Genomic DNA, 15,967 nt, shown 5'->3' on the forward strand with positions numbered 1-15,967 from the left:
GGTTTATCGGCTGGGGAATGGAATATGCCGGATAGGCCGCAGTGTTGTTGCGCACCGCTCCGTACCATCGCAAAATAGAAGGGATGCATGCATGCATACAGTAAAAACAAATGAAAGGCGAGGGCTTTCCAAGGTTCTCGGTCTGGCGGTGGCTGGTGCCACTCTGCTGGCCGGGATGGTTGCCCTTCCCGTGACTCAGGCTTCGGCCTTTGAAGCTGCGGACGACTTCGTTGAGGGTGCTCTTGACACAAGCAAGACCCCCCAGCTGACAGTCACGAAGTACCTGTCGGGCTCCAAGGGATCCGGGGCCACCGGCTCGATTATGGACAGGCCCGCCGCCGGCGTTGGTACTCCTGCAAAGGACATCGTCTTCAACGTTCGTGAGGTCGTCCCTGCGACCGGTAAGACCGTCGCTGACATCAACCCCACCGATGCCTCAACGTTCACTAATGCCAGCAGCGGTTTCTACGCAGCTGGTATAACCAACGGACAGGGTGTCATCGACTCCTGGTTCACGGCGGACGCCAGCGGTGCGCCCACCAGCACTCCCGTGACCTTCGCCTCCGGTCAGCACTATTATGTGATGACCGAGAATACGAATCCGGTTGTTTCTCCGGGCTTCAATGCAGCCAAGTACACTGAGTCCGCTCCTTCGTTCTTCGGACTGCCTTACAGGACCACCGATAACAGCACTCCGGGTGCTCCGGCTAAGAGCGGTTACATCTATCACCTGCACGTCTTCCCGAAGAACGTCAGCAAGGGCGGTCTGACCAAGACTGTCACTGGGGTCAAGAGGGGACCGGACACAGTCTCCATTGCCCAGGCCGGCGATGTCGTCTCCTACAAGGTCCAGCATAAGCTCTACAACGAGAGCACTCATGCTTTCAAGGACCAGAAACTGGATATGGCAGAGGTGAAGGGTGACCTCCAGGATCTGCATATCGTGGATCGTATGGGTTCCTCGCTGAAGATGCGGGATAGCTCCATCGAGGTCCTTCTCGAAACTCCCGGTGGGTCCTCGGTACCTGTCTTGGATAGGGATGTCGACTACGAGGTCGTGACTTCGACTGACAAGCCTGACCGTCTTCAGGGCAATGGTAAGTTCTTCGCGAACGAACAAGATGGTAAGGCCACTTATACTATCTTCAAGTTCTTCAAAGACGCTAACAAAATTCGTCAGACTGTTGCAGGCATGAAAGACGCCTCCGGTAATGTCCCCACTGAGCTGACTCTTGAGATCACCTACAGTGCCACGGTGACCGCTGATGGTGATTCCACCGGTGATGGTGGTGTCGCCAACAAGGTTGAGTCCGATTTCAGGGACAACGCTGATGACAAGGGTCCTGATACTCCTCCTAGCGATGGCACTATCACCCCCTCCGGCTCCGTTGCTTTCGGCAAGGTGCAGAAGGACGGAAGCCCGACTCAGCTCAAGGCTCTGGAAGGCGCTGTCTTCCGTCTGGCTGATCCTGCCAACCCCACCTCCTACCTCGCCACTGATGGGGCATTCCACCCCACCACTGACACTGGTGTGACCTTCTTCTCTGCAACTTCCTCTCCGGCAGGTCTGGTGGCTTTCACCGGTCTTCCGATTCTGGACTCGAACAAGAAGGGCATCGCCGCTAACTGGACCGTGGTCGAGGTTACGGCCCCCAACGGTTTCATCACGGCCCCGAATCCCTTCTCCCAGGTGACCTTCGGCCCGAACGTCGCAGGTAAGACCGAGCAGCAGATCGTAGATTACTATGGTTCGAACCCGATCGAGCCTGACTACGATCAGCTGAGCTTCGCTACCTACGCTGCGGATAGCAATGCAAGCATTGCCAACGAGATCAAGTTCAATGGTAAGTCTGTGGCGAAGAAGATGATGAACTACACCAAGGATGATACGGATGCCCCGATTGGCCTCCCGCTGACCGGTGGTCGCGGCATCATCCTGCTGCTGGTTGTTGGTGTCGCCATCATGGGTGGCGCCCTCTACCTGCGCAGCCGTCGCAACGCAGCCCGTACTGCCTGAGCTGCTGTGACTGATTGGTTGAGTTAGTCTGAACCAATCACAACGGCGGGTGGTTCCTATGTGGACCACCCGCCGTTCTTGTTATGGGGTGTTATGATATCCTATAGAAGACATGTATCTTGTGTTAGTGATATGTCGGAGAAGGGGATGTCACACCGGTAGGTGCTGACCTCCGACGTGGATGACCACCTTGAAGGATGGTTCTCTTGAAGGGATGTTGTATGAAGGCTAGTTCCTTACGGGCGGGGAAGACAAAACGGGTCCTGCTCTGGTTGGTTGTCTCCGTTGTTTCTTGCGGACTCATGCTTGCCGGTGGATTGACTCAAGCAGCCGCAAGCACTGCGGATCCCACTCTTACACTCACCCTTCTCGAAACACAGAATAATGCGGATTCCATCCTGCCGGGAAGCAGCAATCCTCCTGCAGGCCCCGGGTACATCTACAAGGCAGTGAAGCTGGACAGGGGCAAGATCAACCTGGCGGCCGCAGACCTTGCCTCGTCGCCGGAGACCCTTCAGAAGAACCTGACCTCTGCTGTCATTGCAGACCTTGCCTCGTTCAAGGATTCTTCGAATACAGAGTTCTACGGTGTATCCGATGCCAATGGTGTCATAACCACATCTTCGACGACTCAGTCTGTAGGCATCTGGCTGGAAGGCGCACAGCTTGATGTCAACTCTGCGACCCTTTCCGGTGGAACGGCGGCGCAGCTGGGAGGGACGGAAGAGGAACCGACCTATTGGATGGTCAGCCTGGTTGCTGCCCCCCATGGGGTTACCGTTCGGACGGACCCCTGCGTTGTGCAGTTGCCCACCCTGGTTCCGGGAGGCTCCCCGACTTTCCAGGTAGATGTCTATCCCAAGCTGGATATCAGCAAGTCGGATGTGGTTCCGGGGAGCGCCGTCTCGATACAGCACCTGTCAAAAACCGGATCATCCTTGATTCTTCCCCTCATTCTGCTGGCCGTCTTCCTCATCATGGGAGTTGTCGTCCTGGTCATGGCGATGAAGAAGCGCCACGATACGATTGTTTGAGCTCTGTTCGTATGGCCGTCTCTGAGCGACCATGCAACTCTAGAAGCCGATGGCACTGAGAGTGCTGTCGGCTTCCTGCGTACTAGTGTGACTTTTGCCTGCCCCGTCACGGGTTTTTCCACTCCGACGGTCTGGTTGTTTCCGGGGATGCTATGAGAGCTATGCCTCTATACAAAAGGTCGGTCGCATTGATGGTGTGACACCGGGCAAGGAGGTTGTGCCGGAAGACGGGTAAGGTAAGAAGGTAGTGACTCTCTTGACCTGGACCCCTGGGGATTAACAGTCATCGACTGAAGGTGATTGGGGACCTTAATGAGGTCGGTGTTGTGTGCGGGGCACTCTGGCACTGGGGATATGGCGGTTGCTTGTCGTTACGGTTCCGCTGTTCCTGGTCCCATGGTTGGTCCGGCTGCGGTCGAGAGGCGTATACGGAGGTTGAATAGGATGATGGATACAAGGGGGCGGCGATGACCATGCCGGTGAGGGAGACCGACCAGAAGGTTGCACCGGATCGGCGCTCTTCGACGGGGGCCGGTAAGGCCAAGCACCGGGTCAAATCCGACCGCAGGTTTGGCTTCATCGAAGTGGTGGTCTTCCTGATTGGACTGGCCTTGTTCCTGTACCCCCTGGCGGCGGCCTACTTCAACTATGCGGAAACCACCCAGGCCGTCGATGAGTACGAGAACATCGTCAATCAGCTCACCCCGCAGCAGCGGCAGAAAATGTGGCAGGATGCCAAGCAGTATGATGATGACCTCGGCAAGCCGACCCTGCGAGATCCTTTCCGGTACAAGGAGATTCAGGAGCCCCTCGGGAGGTATTCCAAGATTCTCAACGTTGATGGGAAGGGGATGATGGCCTACGTCGACATCCCCAAGATCAATGTGAAGCTCCCCATTCGCCACGGAACAACCGACGAAGTGCTCAGGGACAGCATAGGTCATATCGCCACCACCCACGTTCCCACGGACAACAGCACGATCCACTCCGTGATTACCGGGCACACGGGCGAAGTGGGGCATATCCTCTTCGACAACCTGACCCAGATGAAGAAGGGGGACGTTTTCCAGATTCGCGTTCTGGACAAGCGCATGAGCTATCAGGTGGACCAGATCAAGGTGATTCTGCCCACCGAGGTCGATGACCTCCAGCCTGTGGCGGGCTCGAACTACGTCACCATGCTGACCTGCACCCCTTACGGAATCAACTCCCACCGCCTGCTCATCCGTGGCCGGTTCATCGGAGAGAATGTCCCCGCCACCAAGCCTCAGGGGGCTCCCAACTACATGCTCTGGATACTCCTGTTGCTCATGATCCTGTGTCTGCTGGCCTGGTACTACCTGTCCAGGCGCCGCAAAGAGTGCAAACAGCATATTGCGAACCTGGACAAGGTCGAAGCGGGCGGCGGGCAGGATTCCCCCGTTACGGGAGTGTATGGTGCCGACGACGATGGCAGCGCTGGCGAGCCTGACGGCTCCTTAGGGGATGATGGCTCATTGATGGACAGTGATCCTCCTGATGGCGACAGTGGGGGCTGGCGACCAGACCTTCCAGGGGTGGAACAGGGCTATGCAAGGAGTCAGGAGGTACATCATGACGGATGAGCAATCGGTGACCGGCATGGACCGGCTCGATGACCATGACCAGGAACTTGGACACAACCGTAATTCCCGGGGTAGGGGGCGACTGTCGCCAGCGGAGCGACGACGTGCACTGGTCCGTAAGAGGCGCACCTATACCTTCCTGATGTGGGTACTGGCGCTGCTGGCCCTCTTTTTTGCCTGGGCCGCCTTCGGCATGATGATGCGAATCGGCTTCCTGCCGGTATTCGACCTGGGGTACTCCTGGTTCGATTCCCATATCCTTTATTTCTTCGGCGTCGCCGCCCGCTGACCGGGTCGGCGGCGTAAGGCGATACCCTGCAGAGCGGGTGGAGGCATAGTTGACCACAGAGCGCCTCCTGCCCGGTTCCGGTCCCTGCTGGCCCTAGAATGAGGTTGACCTCCTGCGGAGCAGGAGTAGGTACCCTTGCAGGGATAGAGGAGCAGATCATGGCCGCAGTACCGGATATCGAACTTGCCGACGGGCGCAGGATTCCCCAGATTGGGTTGGGCGTGCTCAGGATTGCGGATGACCAGACCGGTCAGGTTGTGGAGTCGGCCCTTTCCTTGGGGTATCGGCACATCGACACCGCTGCCGGGTATCAGAACGAGGCAGGCGTGGGCAGGGGCCTCAAGGCGGCGGGATATGACACCGGAAGTCGCCGGGAATCCATCTGGCTGACCACCAAGCTTCGGGATTCCGAGCAGGGTTATGATTCGGCCCTGCGGGCTTTCGACCGGCAGATAGGTCTCCTTGGAACCGATTATGTCGACATGTACATGATTCATTGGCCCACGCCCTTTGACTGGCGTGCGGCCGAGACCTGGAAGGCCTTCCAGGAATTGCGGCAACAGCAGAGGGTTCGGACCCTGGGTGTATGCAACTTCCTGGTGGAGGATCTGGAAAGGCTCCACAGGGAGACAGGGGAGTACCCCGCCGTCAACCAGATCGAGCTGCACCCCACCTGGCAGCAGCGGGATCTGGTGGCCTTCTGCCGTTCCAGGAAGATTGCCGTGGAGGCATATTCCCCCCTCGCGCGGGGAGCGGATCTGAGCGCCGGTCAGGGAGTGATAGACCGCATAGCAGAGGAAAAAGGGTGCTCACCGGCCCAGGTTGTGTTGCGGTGGCACATCGAGAACGGGACCATCATCATCCCCAAGTCCGTCCATGCCGAGCGGCAGAAGGAGAATCTGGACTTGTTCGGATTCTCCCTGACCGAGCAGGAGCGTGCTGCAATCGATGCCCTGGACGGGCCGGTTCGGGCCGGTCACGACCCGAGGACCTACTCCTACGCCTGATGGTCGGGAATCGCTCGTAACCAAGGGGAGGTAGGCATACAGATGGCCCGTCGGTTTGCCGGAAGATACAGGGGTCGGAGAAGGGCCGCCGGCAGTGCCAGGTTCAGGTCCACGTCGGCCTTGGAGCGGGTTCTTGTCCTCCTCGTCATAGTGGCGATGATCGGAGTGACCATCGGTCTGGTCCTTCCCAGGGTGGATGGGACGATCGGGGTGATGACCGGGAGGTACCAGGCAACCGGCGATGCCGCCCAGACCCTGGAAGGACTCCGGGTCCAGGACCGTCCCAGGCCGGGCCGTCAATACCGCCGGGACTCATTCGGTTTCAAACAGACCGATGTTGATGGCAATGGGTGCAATATCCGCGAGGATGTGCTGACCAGGGATCTGCGCCAGGTGCGCCATACCACTCCCGGAGGGTGCAAGGTGTCTTCCGGCATCCTGGATGACCCCTATACCGGCAAGACCATCACCTTCATCAGGGGTGAGAGGACCAGTGCCGATGTTCAAATCGACCATGTGGTGGCCTTGGAAAATGCCTGGAAGTCGGGGGCTGATACCTGGGATACGGCCAGACGGTACCGTTTCGGGAACGACCCCTACAATCTTCTGGCCGTGGACGGACCAGCCAACCAGGAAAAGGGAAGTGCCTCCGCGGACTATTGGCTTCCGCCCCGTACAGACTATCGGTGCGCCTATGTGGCTCGGCAGATCGGCGTCAAGGACAAGTACGGCCTGAGCGTCACCTCAGCCGAAAAGCAGGCCATGATGGGCGTTCTGCATGGTTGCCCCGGCCAGCCCCTGCCCTCGGATGAGTGAGGCCTGATACCGGTCCTCAGGAGGTTACCATTTACCAGCGAGCCCGTTGCCGGATTCGAGTTCCGGGGTGTCCTGCCGGTCTGAGGTGGTGACCGTTTCCTGGGCTGCTGCCTTGGGTGCGGGGGCGTGGATGACGTGGATGTGGCGCAGGACCATCCGGGTCATCTGGCGGCCCGATCCGGCCCCGTTGCCCCGGACACCGAAGTAGACCAGCAGGACCATGCCCAGGCAGATCAAGGCGGAGATTCTCAGGGCCCACTGGATGCCGAAGATGTTGGACGCAACCTGGGTGGACGGACCGCCTCCAAGGGCGGCGTGACGCAGGGTGGTGATGGAATCCATGACGATGACCAGGATGGGGGCCCCAACGGCACCGGCTATCTGACGGGCTGTGTTGGTCACTGCCGAACCGGCGGAGACGTCCTTCGGGGCAAGGTTGTTCAAGGACCAGGTGGTCAGGGGCATCAGGGTGAATCCCATGCCGATCTGACGTACGAACTGGCAGATGGAGACCAGTCCAATCCAGGTTCCGCTGCCGACCATGCTCAGGGCCACGGTTCCCAGGCAGAGGACGGAACAGCCGGTCAGGGCCACAGGCCGCGCCCCCCACCGGTCCAGGAGCCGTCCTCCGAGGAACTGGGCGATGGCCGTGCCGATGGCACCGGGCAGCATAACCAGGCCGCTCATGGTGGCCGAATAACCGCGGTCGGTCTGGATGTACATGGGCAGGATGACCGTAACCGAGCTGAAGGCGAAGAAGGACATGGAGGCGATGATGGTGCCCACCGTGAAGTTCCTGATCTTCAGCACCCTCAGGTTCAGGAGGGGGCTGGTGTGGTGGAGTTGGCGGAGAACGAACCAGACGATGCCCGCCAGGCCCACGATCAGGAATGGCCAGGTCATCAGAGAGGTGATCGGATAGTTCTCGATGTTGGTGAACCCGAACATGAGGCCACCGAAGCCGAATATCGACAGGGCTACCGAGAAGAAGTCCGCCTTGATGCTCGTATCGCGCTCGCCGAAGTTGCGTAGACCGCAGATGGAGAGGATCAGGGCCACGGCCCCACAGATGCTCAGGGTCAGGAAGATGGAGCGCCAGCCGTTGGCGTCGGTCTGCCAGCCTCCCAGGGTGGGCCCTATGGCGGGCGCCACACTCATGGCCAGGCCTACCGTGCCCATGGCCATGCCGCGCTTGGACAGGGGGTAGATGGAGAAGACCGTGATTTGGAGGACAGGCCACATGGTGCCTGTGCCCACGGCCTCCAGGATACGTCCGAGGAGAACCAGGGCAAAGGTCTGGGATTGCCAGCTCAGGAGGGACCCCAGGGTGAAGATGGTCATGGAGGTGATGACGATCTCGCGTGTGGAGAAGCGTTTGGTCAGGAAGCCCGTAAGGGGCACCATGACCCCCATGACCAACTGGAAGACCGAGGTGAGCCACTGGCCGGTGGTCAGTGAAATACCGAACTCATGAACGATGGTGGGCAGGGCCGAGGCGAGCTGGAGTTGGGTGAAGTTGCCCAGGAAGGTGATGGCGGTGAGGATGGCTAGTGAGATAAAGGCCTCGTGGGTGAGTTTGCCGTTGATGAAGGCTCCATCCTTGCTGAGGGTCCGCCCTTGCTTGGCGAGCTCCTTCTTCCTCATGCACAACCACTTCCTTTTCCGGCTTGGTCATCTTTGGTAATCCCCTTGAATGGCTCAGGGTTTGGAACAGGTACCGCCCCTCAGGGGTCTGCATGGCGTCGGGTGACATCGGTGAGTGGATACGCAGAAGGCCGACAGAATCAAGACAAACCAGGGCCGGGGAACCGGTCGGGGGTTTGGGGTGGAGTGTCCAACAGGAAGTCAATAATATACCGACCTGTGGATGGTGGCGGTTGCTTTCCCAAAGGGTGATCAGGGTTTCGCAACGCTGCGTGAGGCCGATTTCCCAGGACCAGCGTTTCCAGTATGCTGATTGGTGTGAGCATCGGTAATCTTGATTCGGATGTTACCAAGTGAAGAACGATTCGGTGGTTGAGGAAGGCAGCATGCGTTCACATGTGTTCGGTCGGTCTCTGGCCCTCTTCTTGAGCATGGGTCTGGTGGTCGGCCTCTCGGCCTGTGGCGACAACGCCCTGCCATCCAGTGGGCAAGGCGGCACGGACCAGAGCCTGAGCGGTGAATTCGCCGGCTCCGGTGCCTCCTCCCAACAGAGCGCCAACGAGGCCTGGATCGCAGGCTTCCGGCAGAACCACCCCCAGGCGCGCATCTCATATGACCCTTCCGGCTCCGGTGCCGGGGTCAACGCCTTTCTGAACGGTTCGACCATCTGGGCCGGCTCCGACGCCCCTTTGAGCAAGAGCCAGATCAGGCAATCCGAGGCCATCTGCCAGGATGGAACGGCCTTCGACCTCCCCGTGTACGCCACCCCCATAGCTGTTGCCTACAACCTTGGCGACGCCGGACTGAACGGACCTGATCGTCATCTGAACATGACGCCTGAGACCATCGCCCGAATCTTCAGTGGGAAGATAACCAACTGGAAGGACCCGGAACTGGCCAGGCTCAACCCGGGCGCGACCCTGCCCGATCTGCCCATCACCGTGGTCCACCGCTCCGACAAGTCAGGTACCACCAAGAGCTTCGTCTCATACCTGCATGATGCCGCCGGATCGGCCTGGCCGTATGCGGTGGGGGAGAACTGGCCCAACGACCTGGGACAGAGCGCCAAGGGGACTGCGGGCGTGGTCATGACCATGACCCAGGCCCAGGGGACCATAGGGTATGCCGATGCCGCACAGACCACCAGTCTGGGATCGGTGGCAGTGAAAGTAGGCAATGGCTGGACGCCCCCATCGGCCAAGGCGGCCGCACTGGTTCTGGACTCCGCCAGGCCCTCCCCTGATGCCGTGGAGCCCAACCGGGTGGTCCTGGACATCGACCACACCACGGATCAGGCAGGCGCATACCCAATCATGCTGATTTCCTATGACGTTGCCTGCTCGGTGTACCGGCACGATCAGGACCGGTCCAAGGCCAGGTTCGCCAAGGCTTGGCTCACCTACATCGTCAGCGAGGAGGGCCAGCGCCAGGCTGCGGCCAACGCCGGCAGTGCCGAGCTGAGCGAGGCCGTCAGGGCCAGGGTCATGGCATCGGTCAAGAAGATCGAGGTGGACTGATGGGGGACACTGAAAAACCGATGAAAGACGATGCAGAGGCAGACGAGCGGACCACAGGGGAACAGCCTCCGGCCGGTCAGACGCAAGGCGGGCCCCACTCAGGGGCAAGGGCCGATCGAATCTTCCGCTTGTGCGCCCGAGGGGCCGGGATCCTGATTCTCCTGGTCCTGGCGGCCGTGACCCTCTTCCTGATTATCAAGGCCTTCCCGGCCTTTATCGGGGACGGGGAGCAGCGGACCAGGGCCATCGACTCCCTGAGCGGGGGGAGGGCCTCCGGATTCTGGCAGTATGTGGGGCCACTGGTCTTCGGTACGGTCCTGATTGCAGGGCTGGCCCTCCTTATGGCTTTCCCGGTGGCTGTGGGCATCGCCCTCTTCATATCCCACTACGCCCCGGCTAAACTCTCCACGGCATTGAGTTACGTGGTGGACCTTCTGGCAGCCATTCCCTCGGTGGTATATGGACTCTGGGGCGCACTGGTGCTGGTTCCCGGCATCACCGGATTCTGGGGCTGGGTGGCTAATCACCTTGGCTGGATCCCACTCTTTGCAGGCCCTGTGGCCGCCCCGGCGCGATCGGTCGCGACAGTGGCCCTGGTGCTGGCGGTCATGATTCTGCCCATCATCACTTCCGTCACCCGTGACATATTCCTCCAGGCGCCGCGTCTCCAGCAGGAGGCCGCCCTGGCACTGGGGGCCACCAAGTGGGAAATGATCCGACTGGCGGTACTTCCCTTCGGGCGGTCGGGTATCATCTCCGCCTCCATGCTCGGCCTGGGCCGGGCCCTGGGGGAGACCATGGCCGTTCTGATGATCCTATCCCCGGGCTTCAGCTACGCTCTGCGCCTGCTCCGCCCCTCGACCAGTCAGACCATCGCCGCCAACATCGCCTCCCAGTTCCCGGAGGCGGACTCAATCGGGGTGAGCCTCCTGGTGGCTACCGGTCTGGTCCTCTTCGTCATCACCTTCCTCGTGAACTACCTCGCACGCAGGATCACGTCCAAGGCGGGTGAATGATGGACAAGGCGGACAAGACAACGGCAGGGCTACGGAAGGAAGGTGGGCCGACCATGGGCGACCAGCGGCTTTCCAGCACGTCCTCTCAGGTCAGGACTCCTGACGACGGCGCCCTTCCTGTCATCGACTTCGACAAGTTCAAGCCGACCCGCTCATCACTCAGGGCCCGCAAACGCAAGAACCTGGTCATGACCGCCCTGATTGTGTTCTCCTTCCTGGTGGCACTGGTTCCTCTGGTTTCGGTTCTCTGGGTCAGCCTGGTCAACGGGATGGAACGGCTCAACCTTGACTTCCTGACCCACAACATGAGCGGGGTGGTGGGTGGCAACCCCACGGCCACCGGTGGGTACGGCGGCATTCTCCATGCCATCATCGGCACCCTGGAGGTCACTCTGGGAGCCATGGTCATCTCCATCCCCATAGGGGTCATGTGTGCGGTCTACCTGGTCGAATACGCCCACGGGAGTCGGCTGGCCAAGGCCATCTCCCTCCTGGTGGACGTGATGAGCGGCATCCCCTCGATCGTTGCGGGTCTCTTCGCCTTCTCCATGTTCGCGACCCTGGTCGGCCCGGGAACGGTCAACGGATTCTCCGGATCCGTTGCGCTCTCCCTCCTGATGATCCCGACCGTGGTCAAGACCTCCGAAGACATGCTGGCTGTGGTTCCCAACGACTTGAGGGAGGCCGCCTATGCCCTGGGCGTCACCCAGCAAAGGACCATCACCAAAATCGTTCTGCGTACGGCCCTGCCGGGCATCGTCTCCGGTACCATCCTGGCCATAGCCAGGGTCATCGGCGAGACGGCCCCCCTGCTGATAGCCTCCGGTTTCATCGCCACGACCAACCCCAACCTCTTCTCGGGGAGAATGACCACACTTCCGGTTTACGTCTACAACGAGTACTCGGAGGGGTTGGCGGTCTGCGGGCCGGGGGCCTCCCCGGGGTGCCTGACCGATATACGCATGCAACGCGCCTGGGCGGCGGCCCTGGTTCTGATCATCATCGTCCTCCTGCTCAACCTGCTGGGACGGCTGATTTCACGTATCTTCTCGGTCCAGGAGGCCAAATGAGGCGAAGAGTAGGGGCCACGGAATCCGGTCCCGCAACGACAATCGTGATGACCATGGAGGAGACGGCATGGGCCAGCGTATAGACATCAATCACCTCAACGTCTACTATGGCGACGTCCTGGCCGTCCAGGACGTGAACATGAAGATCCTGGCCAACAAGGTCACGGCCTTCATCGGCCCCTCAGGCTGCGGAAAATCGACGGTTCTGCGCACCCTGGACCGGATGCACGAGATCACCCCGGGCGCCCATGTGGAGGGGCAGGTGCTCCTTGAGGGGCGTGACCTTTACGGGCCGGATGTGGACCCGGTCGAGGTGCGGCGCGACGTGGGCATGGTCTTCCAGCGAGCCAACCCCTTCCCGACCATGTCCATCAGGGAGAACGTCCTGGCCGGCGTAAGGCTGAACAAGAAGCACATCTCCAAATCGGACGCCGATGACCTCGTCGAGTGGGCCCTGCGTGGTGCCAACCTCTGGAAGGAGGTGAAGGACCGCCTTGACAAGCCGGGTATCGGACTTTCGGGAGGCCAGCAACAGCGCCTGTGCATCGCCCGGGCGGTTGCCGTCCACCCCCAGGTCCTCCTTATGGACGAGCCCTGCTCCGCACTTGACCCCATCTCCACCCTGGCCGTTGAGGATCTGATCAACGAGTTGAAGAAGGACTACACAATCGTCATCGTGACCCACAACATGCAGCAGGCTGCAAGGGTCTCGGACTACACGGCCTTCTTCAACCTCAAGGCCGTGGGCCAGCCTGGACACCTGGTCGAGATGAACGATACGACCACCATCTTCTCCAATCCACAGGAAGAGGACACCGAACGCTACATTTCCGGACGGTTCGGCTGATTCGTCGCCCTGCGCGGTTCGGTTGCCGTCTCCGTGCATTGATTCCGTCCGTTCAGTCCAGCTCCGCTTGCGCAGGATGTGACACCATCAGTGCCACATCCCGCATAACTCGGTACCATGGGAGCGAACCGCAAGGTTGAGGAAGCTGGTGGCGAGAGGAGCGGTGTATGTCTGTGGTGCTCGAGCCGGTCATACTCCTGGCCATCATCCTGCTGGGGTACCTCTTCAAGCGGGTCGGGCTTTTCAAACCTATGGACTACAGGGTCCTGCAAACGGCCGAGTTCAACCTGATTCTGCCGGGCGCCATCATCTTCTCCTTTGCCACCAACCCCCATGATTCCAGTCTTCTCCTGGTCTCCGTGTTCGCCTTTGTGGCCTCTCTGGTGCCGCCATTGGCAATCTACCTGACCAGCCGGCACGCTTCGGTGGGGCACAGGGCCTTCCTTATGCTGAACGGTTCCGGGTTCAACATCGGCTGTTTCAGCTTCCCCATGCTCCAGTCCCTGCTGGGTCCGGCGGCCCTGGTTCCCGCCGCCATGTTCGATATCGGCAACAATGTCATGGTTGCCGCCGGAACGAACGTCATGACCCAGGGGCTTCTGCATATCAGGCCGGGGGAGCCTTTGAGCAGCGAGGAGAAACTGGTCAGGGTCGGAACCGCGCCAGCGGTGAAACTGGACGATTCCGATGCGCGGAATCTCCGTTTCAAGGCCATGCTGACCAATATCGTCAAGGGGTTCCTCGGCTCCGTCTCCTTCGATACCTACCTGGTCATGCTGGCCCTGATGTTGGCCGGGGTGACCCTGCCCGGCTGGGTGGCTCAGGCGAGCAGGCCCTTTTCGGCGGCCAACGCATTCTGCTCTATGCTCATGGTTGGCATGTTGATGGACCTTCCCGCAAGTGTGCAGGATGTCAAGGAGGTGGCGCAAATTCTGGCATGGCGCATACCGTTCGGTGTCATCTTCGCCCTGGCGGCCTGGTTCCTGCTTCCTTTCGGCCCTCCGGTCCGGCAGGCGGTGGCCCTCTGTTGCCTGGCGCCCACAGCGGTTTTTGCCACCATGTTCACCGACAAGGTGCTGGGCAATGCAAAATTGGCGGGTTTCACCCTGGCCCTGACCGCCTTCTGCTCAACCATCCTGATGATTCTGGCCCACCTGCTGATAGGGGCGGTCTGAGTCAGACGGTGACCTTCGGTTCCCCTGGTCTTGTATCGGCGGTTCAGTCCTTGTCCGAGCGCTCCTGCTTGAGGGTGCGTCCTTCGCGGGTGCGCTGCTTGTTGACTGTGGCGGCAGCGATTCGTTCGGAGGTCTTCTCATCCTGCCCGCGTTCGATCTCCGTGTCGTGGATGTGCTTGTACTGCTTTTGGTCGTCCTCGTCCCAGTGATTGTCTCTGACCATGACTTCCTCCTCGAAAAGTCCCCGGTTTTGCCTGCGGACTCCTTGTCCGGATGGCTCGGGTAGTGCCGATTATAGGTGCGGATCGCTGCCAGGTCGGGTTCTTGCCGAACAGGGCGTATCCAAGAGGGGAAAGGGGTGCATGAGGAAACAAAAAAAGCCGAGAACTCATGATATTCTTCCAATTGTCTAACGCCAAATAAGACAATAAGGACAGAATATGCAAAAGCTATTCCGGCTTTCGGATAACAATACCACAGTCTCAACGGAAGTGGTAGCTGGCATTACCACATTCTTCGCCATGGCCTATATCATCGTGGTCAATCCCTCGGTGCTCTCCTCGGCGGGCATGCCCTGGGGTGCGGTCTTCATCGCCACCCTGATAGCGGCGGTGATCGGCACGCTCATCATGGGGCTTGTGGCCAATGTGCCTTACGGTGTAGCCCCCGGAGTGGGACTCAACGCCTTCTTTACCTTTACCGTGGTCAAGGGTCTGGGATTCTCCTGGCAGGAGACCCTGAGCATGGTCTTCATCTGCGGACTCCTTAACATCCTGGTCACGGCCACCAAGTTGCGGAAAATGATCATTCGGGCCATACCGCCCATGCTTCAGCACGCCATAGGCGGCGGTATCGGCATCTTCATCGCCTATGTGGGGCTGCTCAACGTCGGCGTCATCAAATTCAGCCCTGACAAGACCTCTGCTGCCGGAGCCAATCCCGGACTGACCGTGTTCAATACGCCCACACTCATCCTCTTCGTCATCGGGCTCCTCCTGACCATCTTCCTGATGGTCTTCAAATTCAAGGGCGGACTGGCCTTCATCAACAAGGCTTCCTTCGTCATCTCCATCATCGTCGTCACCCTGATCGGCATCCCCCTTGGGGTCACCACCATGTCGAATTCGATTAATCTGGGCCAGGCCTTCTCCCAGCTGCCGGAGACCTTCCTGGCCATATTCAGTCCACAAGGCTTCCCGGCCCTCTTCTCGGATCCGGCCAAGCTCCCCATCGTCCTGGTGACCATCTTCGCCTTCTCCCTTTCCGATACCTTCGATACGATCGGCACCTTCGTGGGCACCGGCCGTCGTTCCGGCATCTTCTCGGCGGCGGATGAGGAGTCCCTGGAGAACGGCAAGGGATTCAGCTCCAAGATGGACAAGGCCCTCTTCGCCGATGCCACCGCTACCTCCATCGGCGCCTTGTTCGGCACCTCCAACACGACCACCTATGTTGAATCCGCCGCTGGCATCGCCGCAGGTGGTCGCACAGGACTGACCTCGGTGGTCATCGCCGGTTGCTTCGCCTTGAGTGCCCTCCTCGCCCCGCTGGTCTCCGCCATTCCCTCCGCTGCGACCGCACCGGTCCTAGTCATTGTGGGATGCATGATGATGAGTTCCTTCGGTGAGATCGAATGGGGTGACCTCGCCGAAGCCATTCCGGCCTTCTTCACGGCCATCTTCATGGGATTCTCCTATTCCATCTCCTACGGTGTAGCAGCTGGATTCATCACATACTGCCTGACCATGACCTGCAAGCGTAAGGCCAAGGAGGTTCACCCCATCATCTGGGGTGTAGCGGTTCTCTTCATCCTGGACTTCGTTCTCCAGGCTGTTCTCTGAGCATAAGGATGGAGGGCCCCGCCGCCTGACCAGGTTCAAAGATCTGGTGCGGACGGCAGGGCCCTCTTTTGCTATGTCCGGCTTGCGTAG

14 protein-coding genes are annotated in these 15,967 nt (G+C 60.0%); 12 read left to right on the forward strand and 2 right to left on the reverse strand.

Annotated elements, in window-relative coordinates; genetic code table 11:
• Positions 1-91: 91 nt before the first annotated feature.
• The 6 genes from bcor_RS01435 to bcor_RS01460 all read left to right on the forward strand — a co-directional run bounded on the left by bcor_RS01435 (position 92) and on the right by bcor_RS01460 (position 6,767).
• Positions 92-2,017, forward strand: a complete 1,926-nt coding sequence (locus bcor_RS01435) for a SpaH/EbpB family LPXTG-anchored major pilin (protein ID WP_033498683.1) — start codon at positions 92-94, stop codon at positions 2,015-2,017.
• Between the two features lie 221 nt (positions 2,018-2,238).
• Positions 2,239-3,051 carry a hypothetical protein gene (locus tag bcor_RS01440; RefSeq protein ID WP_148303934.1) on the forward strand — a complete coding sequence of 271 codons (813 nt, stop codon included), beginning with the start codon at positions 2,239-2,241 and terminating at the stop codon, positions 3,049-3,051.
• 467 nt (positions 3,052-3,518) lie between these two features.
• The gene (locus bcor_RS07180; RefSeq protein WP_051875584.1) at positions 3,519-4,655 is read left to right on the forward strand and encodes a class C sortase; all 1,137 of its coding nucleotides are present in this window, start codon (positions 3,519-3,521) and stop codon (positions 4,653-4,655) included.
• Entirely contained in the window at positions 4,645-4,944 is a 300-nt protein-coding gene (locus tag bcor_RS01450) for a hypothetical protein (protein ID WP_033491674.1), read from the forward strand. Before bcor_RS07180 ends, bcor_RS01450 begins: the two co-directional genes overlap by 11 nt.
• A 158-nt stretch (positions 4,945-5,102) precedes the next feature.
• On the forward strand, positions 5,103-5,951 hold the full coding sequence (locus bcor_RS01455) for an aldo/keto reductase (RefSeq protein WP_033498681.1): 849 nt from the start codon (positions 5,103-5,105) through the stop codon (positions 5,949-5,951).
• Positions 5,952-5,993: 42 nt separating this feature from the next.
• Complete coding sequence (locus tag bcor_RS01460; protein WP_033498680.1) at positions 5,994-6,767, forward strand: HNH endonuclease family protein; 774 nt, start codon at positions 5,994-5,996, stop codon at positions 6,765-6,767.
• 24 nt (positions 6,768-6,791) lie between these two features.
• Here the strand turns inward: bcor_RS01460 and bcor_RS01465 are convergent, their stop codons facing one another.
• The gene (locus tag bcor_RS01465) at positions 6,792-8,411 is read right to left on the reverse strand and encodes an MDR family MFS transporter (protein WP_238548561.1); all 1,620 of its coding nucleotides are present in this window, start codon (positions 8,409-8,411) and stop codon (positions 6,792-6,794) included.
• A 386-nt stretch (positions 8,412-8,797) separates the two neighbouring features.
• Here bcor_RS01465 and bcor_RS01470 point away from each other — a divergent pair, with 386 nt between their 5' ends.
• The 5 genes from bcor_RS01470 to bcor_RS01490 all read left to right on the forward strand — a co-directional run bounded on the left by bcor_RS01470 (position 8,798) and on the right by bcor_RS01490 (position 14,036).
• The gene (locus tag bcor_RS01470; RefSeq protein ID WP_033498679.1) at positions 8,798-9,928 is read left to right on the forward strand and encodes a phosphate ABC transporter substrate-binding protein PstS; all 1,131 of its coding nucleotides are present in this window, start codon (positions 8,798-8,800) and stop codon (positions 9,926-9,928) included.
• A 20-nt stretch (positions 9,929-9,948) separates the two neighbouring features.
• Positions 9,949-10,944 carry a phosphate ABC transporter permease subunit PstC gene (pstC, locus tag bcor_RS01475; RefSeq protein WP_051875585.1) on the forward strand — a complete coding sequence of 332 codons (996 nt, stop codon included), beginning with the start codon at positions 9,949-9,951 and terminating at the stop codon, positions 10,942-10,944.
• Between the two features lie 53 nt (positions 10,945-10,997).
• Positions 10,998-12,014, forward strand: coding sequence for a phosphate ABC transporter permease PstA (gene pstA / locus bcor_RS01480; protein ID WP_033498705.1), 1,017 nt, complete (start codon positions 10,998-11,000; stop codon positions 12,012-12,014).
• Positions 12,015-12,081: 67 nt separating this feature from the next.
• The gene (gene pstB, locus bcor_RS01485; protein WP_033491679.1) at positions 12,082-12,861 is read left to right on the forward strand and encodes a phosphate ABC transporter ATP-binding protein PstB; all 780 of its coding nucleotides are present in this window, start codon (positions 12,082-12,084) and stop codon (positions 12,859-12,861) included.
• 167 nt (positions 12,862-13,028) lie between these two features.
• Positions 13,029-14,036, forward strand: a complete 1,008-nt coding sequence (locus tag bcor_RS01490) for an AEC family transporter (protein WP_033498678.1) — start codon at positions 13,029-13,031, stop codon at positions 14,034-14,036.
• A 43-nt stretch (positions 14,037-14,079) separates the two neighbouring features.
• Here the strand turns inward: bcor_RS01490 and bcor_RS01495 are convergent, their stop codons facing one another.
• Positions 14,080-14,259 (reverse strand): hypothetical protein, encoded by a 180-nt coding sequence (locus tag bcor_RS01495; protein ID WP_033491682.1) that lies wholly within the window; start codon positions 14,257-14,259, stop codon positions 14,080-14,082.
• Positions 14,260-14,476: 217 nt separating this feature from the next.
• On the opposite strand from bcor_RS01495, the gene bcor_RS01500 reads away from it, so the two are divergent.
• A complete protein-coding gene (locus bcor_RS01500; RefSeq protein WP_033498677.1) occupies positions 14,477-15,877 on the forward strand; it encodes an NCS2 family permease in 1,401 nt (466 codons plus the stop codon).
• Positions 15,878-15,967: the final 90 nt, after the last annotated feature.

Source organism: Bifidobacterium coryneforme, from assembly GCF_000737865.1.
Lineage (GTDB): Bacteria > Actinomycetota > Actinomycetes > Actinomycetales > Bifidobacteriaceae > Bombiscardovia > Bombiscardovia coryneformis.